Source organism: Cryobacterium sp. Y82, assembly GCF_002929495.1.
In the GTDB taxonomy this organism is placed as follows: Bacteria; Actinomycetota; Actinomycetes; order Actinomycetales; family Microbacteriaceae; genus Cryobacterium; species Cryobacterium serini.
In genome coordinates this window covers 198652-212472 of sequence record NZ_PJJJ01000035.1, presented here as the reverse complement: position 1 = coordinate 212472, position 13821 = coordinate 198652, and the positions used below count along the sequence as shown (strand labels likewise).

The 13821-nt window shown below is 65.7% G+C and carries 10 protein-coding genes; all 10 read left to right on the top strand.

Going from position 1 to position 13821, the window contains the following annotated elements; all coding sequences use genetic code 11:
* On the top strand, positions 1–1281 hold the full coding sequence (gene carA, locus CXY70_RS13080; protein WP_104192782.1) for a glutamine-hydrolyzing carbamoyl-phosphate synthase small subunit: 1281 nt from the start codon (positions 1–3) through the stop codon (positions 1279–1281).
* Positions 1281–4568 (top strand): carbamoyl-phosphate synthase large subunit, encoded by a 3288-nt coding sequence (gene carB, locus CXY70_RS13075; RefSeq protein ID WP_104192781.1) that lies wholly within the window; start codon positions 1281–1283, stop codon positions 4566–4568. The genes carA and carB overlap by 1 nt, the downstream gene beginning before the upstream one ends.
* Complete coding sequence (pyrF, locus tag CXY70_RS13070) at positions 4565–5479, top strand: orotidine-5'-phosphate decarboxylase (protein ID WP_104192780.1); 915 nt, start codon at positions 4565–4567, stop codon at positions 5477–5479. Before carB ends, pyrF begins: the two co-directional genes overlap by 4 nt.
* Positions 5472–6392 carry a guanylate kinase gene (gmk, locus tag CXY70_RS13065; RefSeq protein ID WP_104192866.1) on the top strand — a complete coding sequence of 307 codons (921 nt, stop codon included), beginning with the start codon at positions 5472–5474 and terminating at the stop codon, positions 6390–6392. The genes pyrF and gmk overlap by 8 nt, the downstream gene beginning before the upstream one ends.
* Positions 6393–6508: 116 nt before the next feature.
* On the top strand, positions 6509–6769 hold the full coding sequence (gene rpoZ / locus CXY70_RS13060) for a DNA-directed RNA polymerase subunit omega (RefSeq protein WP_092107764.1): 261 nt from the start codon (positions 6509–6511) through the stop codon (positions 6767–6769).
* Positions 6770–6793: 24 nt separating this feature from the next.
* Positions 6794–8020, top strand: a complete 1227-nt coding sequence (gene coaBC / locus CXY70_RS13055) for a bifunctional phosphopantothenoylcysteine decarboxylase/phosphopantothenate--cysteine ligase CoaBC (RefSeq protein WP_104192779.1) — start codon at positions 6794–6796, stop codon at positions 8018–8020.
* Positions 8021–8094: 74 nt separating this feature from the next.
* On the top strand, positions 8095–9288 hold the full coding sequence (metK, locus tag CXY70_RS13050) for a methionine adenosyltransferase (protein WP_104192778.1): 1194 nt from the start codon (positions 8095–8097) through the stop codon (positions 9286–9288).
* A gap of 13 nt (positions 9289–9301) precedes the next feature.
* A complete protein-coding gene (locus tag CXY70_RS13045) occupies positions 9302–11356 on the top strand; it encodes a hypothetical protein (protein ID WP_104192777.1) in 2055 nt (684 codons plus the stop codon).
* Positions 11357–12274: a methionyl-tRNA formyltransferase gene (gene fmt, locus CXY70_RS13040; RefSeq protein ID WP_104192776.1), complete on the top strand. Its 918-nt coding sequence runs from the start codon at positions 11357–11359 to the stop codon at positions 12272–12274.
* A complete protein-coding gene (locus CXY70_RS13035) occupies positions 12271–13755 on the top strand; it encodes an RsmB/NOP family class I SAM-dependent RNA methyltransferase (RefSeq protein ID WP_104192775.1) in 1485 nt (494 codons plus the stop codon). The genes fmt and CXY70_RS13035 overlap by 4 nt, the downstream gene beginning before the upstream one ends.
* Positions 13756–13821 lie beyond the last annotated feature (66 nt).

Genomic DNA, 13821 nt, shown 5'->3' with positions numbered 1-13821 from the left:
ATGCCCGACTCGACCGCTCCAGACCAGGCAGAAGCAATCCAGGCTGTTCCAACGGATGCCTCACCGACCGACGCCGTCGCATCCGCCGCCGGTGTATCGCCTAAACGGAGTAGCACCTTCTCGGTTACCGACCGCCCCGGCCCGGCCGTACTCGTTCTGGAAGACGGCCGCCGCTTCGTGGGCCGCCGCTACGGCAGCGAGGGCCAGACGCTCGGCGAGATCGTCTTCGCTACCGGCATGACCGGCTACCAGGAGACCCTGAGCGACCCGTCCTACGCCGGGCAGATCGTGCTTATGACTGCCCCGCACATCGGCAACACCGGAATGAACGACGAGGATATGGAGTCCCGCCAGATCTGGGTGGCCGGCTTCATCGTGCGGGAACCGGCGCGGATCGCCTCAAATCATCGTGCCACCCGCACCCTCGACGACGACCTCGAAGCAAACGGCGTCGTCGGGATCAGCGGCATCGACACCCGGGCGATCACCCGCCACATCCGCTCGAAGGGCGCGATGAAGAGCGGCATCTTCTCGGGCGACCTGTTCGGCTTGTCCGACAGCGAACAGCTCGAACGCGTGCTCTCCGGCGCGGCCATGCGCGGCCGCAACCTCTCCTTCGAGGTCTCGACCGTCGAACCCTTCTCGATTCCCGCCCAGGGCGAACGCATCGGGTCGGTCGCCGTCCTCGACCTCGGGGTGAAGACCAGCACGCTGACCTACCTCGCCGAGCGCGGGTTCGAGGTACTCGTATTGCCGCAGTCGGTCACCGCAGAGCACGTTCTCTCCTTGAAGCCCTCTGCCCTGTTCTTCTCCAACGGACCCGGTGACCCGGCCGCGTCCGACGCCCACGTCACCCTGCTGCAGGAGGTGCTCCGTGCGGGCATTCCCTACTTCGGTATCTGCTTCGGCAACCAGTTGCTTGGCCGGGCACTCGGGTTTCGCACCTATAAGCTGCCGTTCGGGCACCGGGGCATCAACCAGCCCGTGCTCGACAAGACCACCGGACGGGTGGAGATCACTTCGCAGAACCACGGATTCGCCGTCGACATGCCTATCGAAGGCGTACACGACTCGCGCGCCGGCTTCGGACGCGTGGAAGTGAGCCACTATAGCCTCAACGACCAGGTGGTCGAAGGCATTCGCTGCCTCGACATCAACGCTTTTTCGGTGCAATACCACCCGGAGGCCGCCTCTGGCCCGCACGACGCCAACCACTTGTTCGATCGATTCAGAGACGTTGTGCTGGCTTCGCAGCGCGGCACAGCAGGAGAAACCAAATAATGCCCAAGCGCGACGATATCAACAGTGTCCTTGTCATCGGCAGCGGCCCGATCGTCATCGGCCAGGCCTGCGAGTTCGACTACTCCGGCACGCAGGCCTGCCGCGTGCTGCGCGAAGAAGGCGTGCGCGTCATCCTCGTCAACTCCAACCCGGCCACCATCATGACCGATCCCGACTTTGCCGACGCGACCTACATTGAACCGATCACGGCCGAGATTCTCGAGACGATCATCGCCAAGGAACGACCGGATGCGATTCTGCCGACTCTGGGTGGGCAGACCGCCCTTAACGCGGCGATCCAGCTGCACGAGCGCGGAATTCTTCAGAAGTATGACGTCGAGCTGATCGGCGCGAGCTTCGACGCCATCAACAAGGGCGAAGACCGCATGATCTTCAAGCAGCTCGTACTGGACGCCGGCGCCGACGTGGCCCGCTCATTCATCGCCCGTACGGTGGAGGAAGCTGTCCGCTACGCCGCCGACCTCGGCTACCCGCTGGTCGTTCGTCCCTCTTTCACCATGGGCGGCCTCGGCTCCGGCTTCGCCTATACCGAGGTGGAATTGCGCCGCATCGTCACCGATGGCCTGCACCACAGCCCGACCACCGAGGTTCTGCTCGAGGAATCCATTCTCGGCTGGAAAGAGTACGAACTCGAAATGATGCGCGACACGGCCGACAACACCGTCGTGGTCTGCAGCATCGAGAACGTCGACCCGGTAGGTGTGCACACCGGCGACTCGATCACCGTGGCCCCGGCGCTCACCCTGACCGACCGGGAATTCCAGCACCTGCGCGACATCTCGATCGACATCATCCGTGCTGTCGGTGTCGACACCGGCGGCTGCAACATCCAGTTCGCGATCAACCCGGCCGACGGCCGCGTCATCGTGATCGAGATGAACCCGCGCGTCTCCCGTTCCTCAGCCCTGGCCAGCAAGGCAACCGGCTTTCCAATCGCCAAGATCGCCGCCAAGCTCGCCATCGGCTACCGTCTCGATGAAATCCCCAATGACATCACCGGTGTCACCCCGGCGAGCTTCGAACCGACCCTCGACTATGTCGTGGTCAAGGTGCCGCGTTTCGCGTTCGAGAAGTTCCCGGCGGCCGACCAGCGCCTGACCACGACCATGAAGTCCGTCGGTGAGGCCATGGCCATCGGTCGCAGTTTTGCATCCGCCCTGCAGAAGGCGCTGCGCTCGCTCGAGAAGCGCGGCTCAAGCTTTCACTGGGGTACGGAGACCCGCACGGTTGACGAAATGCTCGCCGTTGCCGAAATTCCTACCGACGGCCGCATCGTCACGGTGCAGCAGGCCCTCCGCCGTGGCGCGACCATCGACCAGGTCTTCGCCGCCACCAAGATCGACCCATGGTTCCTCGATCAGATCGTTTTGATCAACGAGATCGCCGAGCAGGTCAAAGCCGCCGACCGGCTCGACCGCGACGTCATGATCCTCGCCAAGGACCACGGCTTCTCCGACGCCCAGATTGGCGAGTTGCGCGGTTTTGGCGAAGCGGATGTTCGCACCGTGCGCCACATTCTCGGCGTGCGCCCTGTGTTTAAAACCGTCGACACCTGCGCGGGGGAGTTCCCCGCCCTCACGCCCTACCACTACTCCAGCTACGATGACGAGACCGAGGTCGTCGCCAGCGACCGCCGCAAGGTCGTCATCCTGGGCTCCGGTCCGAACCGCATCGGGCAGGGTGTCGAATTCGACTACTCCTGCGTGCACGCCTCTTTTGCGCTGTCCGAAGCCGGCTACGAGACCATCATGATCAACTGCAACCCGGAGACGGTCTCCACTGACTACGACACGAGCGACCGGCTCTACTTCGAGCCGCTGACCCTCGAAGACGTGCTCGAGGTCATCTACGCCGAGAGCCAGAGTGGCGAACTCGTGGGTGTGGTCGTGCAGCTCGGCGGCCAGACCGCATTGGGCCTCGCCCGCGGCCTGGAAGCGGCCGGAATTCCCATTCTCGGCACCACCCCCGACGCGATCGACCTCGCCGAGGAGCGCGGTCTGTTCTCGAAAATCCTCGATAACGCCGGTCTGCTGGCCCCGCGCAATGGAACGGCGATCGACTTCGGCGGTGCCGTCGTGGTGGCCGAAGAGATCGGCTATCCCGTGCTCGTGCGCCCGAGCTACGTGCTCGGCGGCCGCGGCATGGAGATCGTTTATGATTCCCCGTCGCTCGCTGACTACTTCACCCGCATGGCCGGGCAGGGAATCATTGGCGCGGGGCATCCGCTTCTGGTGGACCGTTTTCTCGACGACGCGATCGAGATCGACGTCGACGCCATTTACGACGGTCACGAGCTCTACATTGGCGGCGTCATGGAGCACATCGAAGAGGCCGGGATCCACTCCGGCGACTCGAGTTGCACCCTGCCGCCGGTCACCCTCGGCCGCGCCGAGATCGACCGGGTGCGCGAAGCTACCCTCGGCATTGCCCGCGGCATCGGGGTCAAGGGCCTGCTCAACGTGCAATTCGCCATCGGCGCCGGTGTGCTCTATGTGCTCGAGGCCAACCCGCGAGCCTCGCGCACGGTGCCGTTCGTCGCGAAAGCGCTCGGCATCACGCTGGCCAAGGCCGCGGCGCTGATCATGGTCGGTACAACCATCGCGCAGCTGAAAGCTGATGGCAAGCTGCCGCTCATCGACGGCTCCCGCGTGCCGATTGAATCGCCGGTCGCCGTGAAGGAAGCCGTGCTGCCGTTCAACCGGTTCCGCACCCCTGAGGGCCTCGTCGTCGACTCGATCCTCGGCCCGGAGATGCGCTCCACCGGCGAGGTCATGGGTATCGACCGCGACTTTCCGCGGGCCTTCGCCAAGAGTCAGTTGGCCGCTTACGGCGGAATCCCGCTCTCCGGTACCGTCTTCGTGTCGGTCTCCGACCGCGACAAGCGCGCGATCATCCTGCCCATGCTGCGACTGCAGCAGCTCGGCTACGAGATCACAGCGACCATCGGTACCGCCGAGGTACTGCAGCGAAACGGTATCCGTGCCCGAGTCGTGACCAAGTTCAGTGAGAAGAAGGGGGAGGACGACACCTCCATCGTCGAACTTATTCGCCGCGAAGAGATTCAGATCGTCATCAACACCCCCGGCGGCAGCACGGCCAGGGCCGACGGCTATGAGATTCGCGCGGCCGCCGTCGCCGGTGACCTGCCCCTGTTCACCACGATTGCCGAGCTCAGCGCCGCGGTCGCCTCGATCGACTCGATTCGCGACGGGTTCGAGGTGACCTCGCTCCAGGAGTACGCCACCGCGCGAACGGCCCTGCTGTGACGGTGTCGGCTGAGCCGGTCGTCTCCTTCGGCGACCGACTCGCCGGCGTGTTCGCCACACAAGGCCAGCTGTGCGTGGGCATCGACCCGCATTCCTGGCTGCTGCGCGAGTGGAACCTACCCGACACGGCCGCCGGCGCCGAATCGTTCGGCCGCGCGGTTGTTGCCGCTGCGGCCGGCCGGGTCGGCCTGGTCAAACCGCAGGTCGCCTTCTACGAACGTTTCGGTTCGGCCGGTTTCGTCGCACTCGAACGGGTGCTCGCCGACGCCCGGCACGCCGGTCTCCTCGTGATCGGCGACGCCAAACGCGGCGACCTCGGCACGAGCGCGCTGGCCTATGCCGAGGCCTGGCTCTCTCCCGGTTCCCCGCTCGAAGTGGATGCCCTCACCCTGGCCGCGTACATGGGTGTCGGTTCGCTTGATTCGTCGCTCAGTCTCGCGGCTGCACACGGTAAGGGTGTCTTCCTGCTCGCGGCGACGTCCAACCCCGAGGCCGCGGACATTCAAAAAGCTATCGTGGCCGAGGGAAGCCACGCCGGTTCGAGTGTCGCCCGCGCCATTCTCGATGAGGTCGGAGAGCGGAACGGTTGCACCAGCGGAACCATCGGGGGTGCAGCATCCGCTGGGGTAGCGCCCGGTCTCGGGTCGATCGGTGTCGTGCTGGGAGCCACTCTCGACCTGGCCGTCTTTGGCATTGACGTGCACCAGACGCCGACCGAATTTCGAACACCCGTGCTCGCACCGGGCTTCGGACATCAAGGGGGGAATATTATGGATCTGATCTCGATATATGGCGGATACGCCGATGGGGTTATCGTGAGTGAATCGCGCAGTGTGCTCTCGGCCGGACCCCACCGAATCGAAGAAGCCATTGAGCGCCGAGTAGCCGAGGTAGGTGCCGTTCGTGGCTGAAAATCGTCCAACCCCGCCCGAAGTCGACCGGGTGGCTGCCTCGCGCGCCGCTGTTGCGGCCCGCCGCGCTCGCGCTCACGTCAAGGCTGAGGTCGCCTCCGGTGAACGTACCGCGCTTGAGGTGCTCGCCGCAGCGATTGCGGACCCGATCGGAGTGGAGGGCCGGCTGCGAGTGACCGAGCTGCTCGTGAGTATTCCAGCCATCGGCGTGACCAAGATGCAGCGCATCATTCACCGGTTGGAGATTTCGCCGTCCAAACGCCTCGGCGGGCTCGGCCGTCACCAGCGCGATCGGCTGCGCGATTTTCTCTCTGAACGGCCAACCCTGCGGCATAGCGCTATCGACTCCAAACTCATCGTTCTGGCTGGCCCCACTGCCGTCGGCAAGGGAACTGTTGCCGGTTACATTCGCGAGAACTACCCTGACGTGTTGCTCTCCGTTTCAGCGACGACCCGAGCGCCGCGCCCCGGAGAGATTGAGGGAGTCAGCTACTTCTTTGTCTCCGATGACGAGTTCGATGGAATGATCAGGGCTGGCGAATTGCTCGAGTGGGCCAAAGTGCACAACGCTTACCGCTACGGCACCCCCCGCGGGCCGGTCGACGACGCCATCGCTGCAGGTAACAGCGTGCTCCTCGAAATCGATCTGCAGGGCGCTCGCGCCGTTCGACGGGCCATGCCGGAAGCCCGCCTCGTCTTCCTCCTGCCACCGAGCTGGGAGGAACTGGTGCGCCGCCTGATCGGCCGCGGCACCGAAGACGCGGCGGAACAAGCTCGCCGTCTGGAGACCGCAAAACTAGAATTAGCAGCTCAGAGCGAGTTCGATTATCGCGTAATCAACCACGATGTCGGCGACGCCGCTCGTGAGGTCGTAGACTTGATGGAGATCCGCGCTGCATCCGGCATATCTTAGCGCCCGTTTCTACTGATTTCTTGCGTGTCCTGCGACGCGTTTGCCCTTTCCATGTACTCGTTCAACAACAGATTCGCACAGGCCCCAGGCCGTGCTTTATTAGGAGTGTGACACCAATGGCGAACAAGCCCACTGGCATCATTGACCCGCCCATCGACGACCTGCTGTCCAAGGTCGACTCGAAGTATGCCCTCGTGATTTTCGCGTCCAAGCGTGCGCGCCAGATCAACGACTACTACGCCGACCTCCACGAAGGCAGCCTGTTCGACAACGTCGGACCGCTCGTCGACTCAACCGTCGAAGATAAGCCGCTTTCGGTTGCGCTGCGCGAGATCAACGACGACAAGCTCGTCTCCCGCCCGATCGTCGAGGCCTAAAACACCCCACCCTAAGCGCGCAGGATGAAGACACCTCGCACGATCGTCGTCGGTATCACCGGCGGCATCGCGGCGTACAAGGCAGTCAACATCGTGCGCGCTTTCGTGTTGAACGGCGACGCGGTGCACGTCGTCGCCACCGCGGCTGCCCTGCGCTTCGTGGGCCAGCCGACCCTGGAAGCGATTTCGCGTAACCCGGTGCACACCGATCTCTACGAGGGCGTCGCCGAGGTTCGTCACGTCGCCATCGGCCAGGGCGCCGACCTCATCGTCGTCGCTCCGGCAACGGCGAACAGCATCGCCAAACTCGCCGCCGGCCTCGCCGACGACCTGCTCGGCAACACGATTCTGGCCAGCACCGCGCCGCTTGTGATCGCTCCGGCCATGCACACCGAAATGTGGAACAACGCGGCCACGGTCGCCAACGTCGCCACACTACGATCGCGCGGCGTCACCATCGTCGGCCCCGGCGTCGGCCGCCTCACCGGCACCGATACCGGTGCTGGGCGCATGGAGGAGCCCGAGACCGTCGTGGCGGTGGCTTTGGCTGTGCTCGACCGACGGCAGCTGGCCTCTGAGCCCGCGGCATCCGCTCTGCACGATCTCACCGGTCGCCGGGTGCTGATCAGCGCCGGTGGCACCAGGGAACCGCTCGACCCGGTGCGGTTTCTTGGCAATCGGTCAAGCGGAAAGCAGGGCGTCGCACTCGCTCAGGCTGCGCTGGCCCGGGGAGCTCACGTCACCCTGGTAGCCGCCAACCTCGAAGTGCCGGTGCCGACCAGCGTCACCACCGTCGTGGTCAACAGCGCCCTGGAGATGCACGAGGCCATGACACTCGCGGCCGAATCGGCCGACGTCATCATCATGGCCGCTGCGGTGGCCGACTATCGACCCAAAACCGTGCAGCTCGGCAAAATCAAGAAAGAAGCCGTGGGGGACACCCTCACCCTGCAACTTGTCAGAAATCCCGACATTCTGGCCAGCCTCTCTGCTTCGCGCCGACGGGGGCAGCTGATCATCGGCTTCGCCGCGGAGACTGAAACGGATGCCGATCAGCTGCTCGCGCTCGGCCGCGCCAAAATCTCCCGCAAGGGGTGTGACTACCTGGTCGTGAACCGGGTGGGCCTGGGCGCCGGTTTCGGCACGGAACGTAACACCGTGACGGTGCTCGATCGCCACGGAGTTATAGTGAATGAGGCCTCCGGAAGCAAAGTGTCGGTGGCCAATTGCATACTTGACCTGATCGGCTAGCGTCCGCTGCGACAGGCAACAACTCCTACGTTTTCATTCAAAACTACGTTTTTTAGTAAACAGAGACGGGCCAGATGAGCGATCTTCGCCTCTTCACCTCGGAATCAGTCACCGAAGGTCACCCCGACAAGATCTGCGACCAGATCTCCGACAGCATTCTCGACGCGCTGCTCACCGACGATCCGCACAGCCGGGTCGCCGTCGAGACGCTCGTCACCACGGGGCTCGTACACGTGGCCGGCGAGGTCACCACCGAGGCCTATGTCGAAATTCCGTCGATTGTGCGCAAGTGCATCACCGACATCGGCTACGACTCCTCGGACGTCTGGTTCGACGGCCGATCCTGCGGGGTCGAAATCTCCATCGGTGGGCAGTCGCCCGATATCGCCCAGGGCGTCGACAACGCCTTCGAGACGCGCGAACAGTCCAGCCTCGATGACTTCGACCGGCAGGGCGCCGGCGACCAAGGCATTATGTTCGGCTACGCCACCCGGGAGACCCCCGAACTCATGCCGATCCCCATCTGGATCGCCCACCGCCTGGCCGAACGCCTCGCCTTCGTGCGCAAGAGCGGCGAACTCGATTACCTGCGGCCCGACGGCAAGACCCAAGTCACCATCGGTTATGACGGAATCATTCCGCGCACCGTCGAAACCGTCGTGGTGTCAACCCAGCACGCACCCTCGGTGTCCACCGAGCAGTTGCGCCTCGAGGTTGAAGAACTCGTGATTCGTCCGGTTCTCGACCTGATCGACCTCGATTCCTCGTCGCTCACGACCCTGATCAACCCCACGGGACGCTTCGAAATCGGTGGCCCGCAGGGCGATGCCGGCCTGACGGGTCGCAAGATCATCATCGACACCTACGGCGGATCGAGCCGCCACGGCGGCGGTGCGTTCAGCGGCAAGGACCCGTCCAAGGTCGACCGGTCTGCCGCCTATGCCATGCGCTGGGTCGCGAAGAATGCTGTCGCAGCCGGCCTGGCTGAACGCCTCGAGGTGCAGGTCGCCTACGCGATCGGCAAGGCTTCTCCGGTTGGCCTGTATGTCGAAACTTTCGGCACCGGTGTGTTGCCCGATAAGGAGATCACCGCGGCTATCCGCGCGGTGTTCGACCTGCGGCCGGCAGCAATCATCCACTCGCTTGACCTGTTGCGTCCCATCTACGCGCAGACGGCGACGTACGGGCACTTCGGCCGGGAGCTGCCCGACTTCACCTGGGAGCGCCTCGACAAGGTCGACGACCTGCGTAGCGCCGCCGGCCTCTGAAACCGGCGCGGTCATGACGCACTCCGGCCTCGTCGCACGGGTGCTGATCGAGTCCCCCCTGCCGCAACTGGACCACCTGTTCGACTACGGCGTACCGGCCGAACTGGTGGGCGAGGTGGCGGCCGGCATGCGCGTCAAGGTGCCGTTTCGCTCCGGTGGGCGCGTCGTCGACGCGTATGTGATCGAGTTGTTTGATCCGCGAGCAGTGCGCTCGGAATCCGCCCGTGAAACGGATGTCGCCTTCCGCGGCGCACTCAGCCCGCTCGACTCCCTAGTGTCGACTGCCGTGGTGCTCACGCCAGCCGTCTGGACACTGGCTCGCCGTCTGGCGGATCGCGCCGCCGGGAACGCGAGTGACATCATCCGACTCGCGGTACCACCGCGGCAGGTGCGCGTGGAAAAAGCCTGGCTGGCCGCGCGGGTCGTCATCTCTGAGCTCGGCAACCGGGCCGATTTGAGCACGACCGCGGCCCCGACGACGCCACCCGCCGCGATCGTTTTGGCAACACCCGCTTTCGTCGGCTACCCGACCGGTCGCCTCGACAGCGCCATCATGGAACACCACCGCGTTGCCGTGGCTGCGATCCCCGAACTCGTACAACTGGCCGACGGGCGCACCGTCGGCCGCTGGGCGCAGACCCTGGCCGAACTCGCCGTGGCCACGGTCGGTACCGGGCAGAGCGCTATTCTCTGCGTGCCCGACTTTCGTGACCAGGACCAGGTGCAGGCAGTCCTTGACCAACTCGCACCGACGGTGCCGCTCTGCCGGGTCGATGCCCGCCAGCCGAACCCGGATCGGTACCGGGCCTTTCTGGCCTGTCTCGAACCCGTCCCGCGCATCATTCTCGGTAACCGGTCGGCCGTGTACGCCCCGGCGCACGAGCTCGGCCTCATTGCCGTCTGGGACGACGGCGACCCGCTCTACACCGAACCGCTGAGCCCATACGTGAACACCAGGGACGCGGCCCTCGTACGGCAACAAGACAGCGACTGCGGCCTCGTACTGCTCGGGCACTCGCGCAGCGTCGAAACCCAGCGCCTGGTTGAACTCGGGTATCTCGCCGAAGTGAGTCCGGCCGCCGATCGGCACCCGCGCATTATTCCCACCGACTATCAGTCTGAGCCCGACCAGCAGGCCCGCGTGGCCCGTATCCCGTCGGCCGCGTGGCAGGCCGCCCGGGAGGCACTCGCCCACGGACCGGTGCTCGTGCAGGTCGCCAGCCCCGGCTACGCGCCCATGCTGGCCTGTCAAACCTGCAAGAAAGCCGCCCGCTGCACCCACTGCCAGGGCCCGCTCGGGCTCAAATCCGCGTCGGCGGTACCGTCCTGCCGCTGGTGCGGCGCCCTCGCTGCCGGCTGGACCTGCACGCACTGCACGGGAACCAAGCTGCGCGTCGTCACCCTTGGCACCGGGCGCACCGCCGAAGAACTCGGCCGCGCCTTTCCGGGGGCACGGGTGATCGTCGCCGACGGAGAACACACGATTCAGACTCTCGGAGCCCAGCCGGCTCTCGTGATTGCCACCCGGGGCGCCGAACCGGTGCCGACCGGCGGTTACCGTGCCATCCTCATCCTCGACGGAGAGCGGATGCTCGCCCGTGAATCGTTGCGCGTCGCTGAGGATTGCCTGCGCTGGTGGGCCAACGCGGCCGCCCTCGCCGCGCCCGGCGCTCCCGTGCTGCTCGCCGGCGTTGGCGGTGGCCTCGCCCGGGCACTCAACTCCTGGCGGCCGGATATCTTCGCCGCGAGCGAACTTGCCGACCGGCGCCAGTTGCGGTTTCCGCCGGCCGTGCGTGTCGCTTCGGTTACCGGCACCGCCGCCGACGTCGACGCTGCCCTCGCCGATCTCGGCGCGGTGGCAGGCCTCGACATACTGGGCCCGGTCGATACCGAGGCCCCCCTGGTGCGTGCGGTCGTTCGGTTCGGCTACGCCCGCGGCGATGAAGTGGCCCACGCGCTCAAGGCGGCGGTCGTGCGGAACGCCGCCAAACGCCGCAAGCCGAAGTCGGGTTCGTTCCAACCGGCACCTACACTTAAAGTTCGATTCGACGACCCGGAGCTGATCTAAATGAAACTCGTCTTTGCCGGCACGCCCGAGGTCGCGCTGCCCAGCCTCACTGCCCTGGCCAGCTCCGATCACGAGATTGTCTCCGTGATCACTCGAGCGGATGCCCCGCTCGGGCGCAAGCGCACCTTCACCGCGTCGCCGGTCGGGCAGGCCGCGACGCAGCTGGGCTATCCGGTGCTGAAGACCAACCGGCTTGACGCTCCGGCGACCGAGACCATCCGGGCCCAGCACCCCGACCTCGGCGTCATCGTCGCCTACGGCGGCATTGTGCGCGAGCCCCTGCTCTCCGTTCCCCGTCTCGGTTGGATCAACCTGCACTTTTCTCTCCTGCCGCGCTGGAGGGGGGCCTCCCCGGTACAGCGCGCCGTCATCGCCGGTGATGAACTCACCGGCGCCGCAGTGTTCCAACTGGTACCAGAACTCGATGCCGGCGACGTTTTCGGCAGTTTTTCCCGGCCGCTCGGCGCGCATTCCACTTCGGGCATACTTCTCGAGGAGCTTAGCCACAGCGGCGCCGATCTGCTTCTGCGGGTAGTTTCTGAGCTCGCCGCTGGCACTGCCCTGGCCGTGGCGCAGACCGGGGAAGTTACGCTCGCGCCCAAACTCGCGCGGGACGACGCGCGGATCGATTTCAGCCGACCGGCAGCATCCGTTTATAACCATATTCGCGGTGTGACCCCGGAGCCGGGTGCGTTCACCACCGTGAACGGCGCGGTACTGAAACTTCTCGAGGTCGCACCCAGTGTCGACCAACCCAACCTGCCTGTCGGAAGTATTGTGCAGCGCGAAAAGATCGTGCTGGTGGGCACAGCGAGCGAACCCCTGGTTCTGCTTCGCGTGCAACCGGCCGGAAAGACAGCAATGAGTGCGAACGACTGGTGGCGCGGAGTGGCAACAGAATCGGTGATGGCATCATGAGTGACGATCGCGCTAACTCGGCCTGGGCTAACTCGGCCCGGGCTAACTCGGCCCGCGCGGCCGACTCGGAACCGTCGGGCAAGGCCCGGTCCCGCCAGGCCCCCGCCGACTTCGTGCAGCCGGCGCGACGCATTGCCTACGAGGTGATCGCGGCCGTGCGGGAATCCGACGCGTACGCGAACTTGCTGCTGCCGACCCGCATTCAACGCGCCGCCCTTAATACGGCGGATGCCGCCCTCGCGACCGAGCTCACCTACGGCACCCTGCGCATGCAGGGGTTCTACGACCGTGTGATCGCCCTCGCTGCTAACCGACCGGTCAGCGCCATCGATCCGGCCATTCTCGATGTGCTCCGACTTGGCGCCCACCAACTGCTCGCGACCCGCGTCGCGACCCACGCCGCGGTTAACGAATCCGTCTCGCTCGCGAAGCAGGTCGGCTCACGTTCCGCGACCGGTTTCACCAACGGGGTCCTACGCACCATCTCCCGATCGAGCGCCGAGGAATGGCGTGGCCGGGTGCTCGAAGGTGCGGTCAACGTCGATGACCGGCTCGCCGCCGAATACTCCCATCCGGCCTGGATCGTGCGGGCCTTTCGGCAGGCCCTGCGTGCCGAAGGTCACGAAGATGAGCTGGCCGATCTGCTCGCCGCCGACAATATGGCGGCGAAGGTCAATATGGTTGCGTTGCCCGGCCTCGCCACCGACGCCGACCGCGAACGGCTGGGCCTCTCCGATGAATTCTCGCCGGTCGGATTCGTGTTGGACTCCGGAGACCCATACCACTTGGTGACGGCGACGGCGGGTCGCATTCGAGTGCAAGATGAAGGATCGCAGATCGCCGCTTTGGCACTGAGCCGCGCCCGGCCGATCGTTGCGGGGGAGCGGTGGCTCGACCTCTGCGCCGGACCCGGTGGCAAGGCCGCCCTGCTCGCCTCCGAGGCACGCGCCGGGGGAGCCGTTCTCGTGGCCAACGAGCTCGTTCCCGCCCGGGCGACGCTCGTGCGCACCGCTCTTGAGGCCCTCCCCGAGCCAATTCCGGTGTGGGAAATCGACGGCACCACCATCGGCCAATCGCACCCGGAAACCTTCGACCGCATTCTGCTTGATGCCCCCTGCACCGGCCTTGGTGCCCTTCGGCGCCGACCCGAGGCGCGTTGGCGCAAGCAACCCAAGGACGTCGCTGACCTCGCTGGCCTGCAGTCCGGACTCATCGATGCGGCACTGCTCGCGCTCAAGCCCGGCGGCATCCTCGCCTATGTCACCTGCTCACCGCACATCGCGGAGACGCGGGCGATCGTCGCCCTCGCCGTGCGTAAGGCCGGCGGCGCCGTGACGGCGCTCGACACCGCGGCCGTCGTGCAGTCCTTCAGTGCGGCGAACCTCGACCTGCCCGCCGACACCGGAAGCGTGCAACTGTGGCCGCACCGCCACGGTACCGACGCCATGTTCATCACTCTGCTGCAGCGCTCCGACGAGTAGGCGCCCCGCCGCCCAGACCAGCGGATGCGCGCTCCCGAAACGGGTGCGCGCTACGCCCGCTACCGT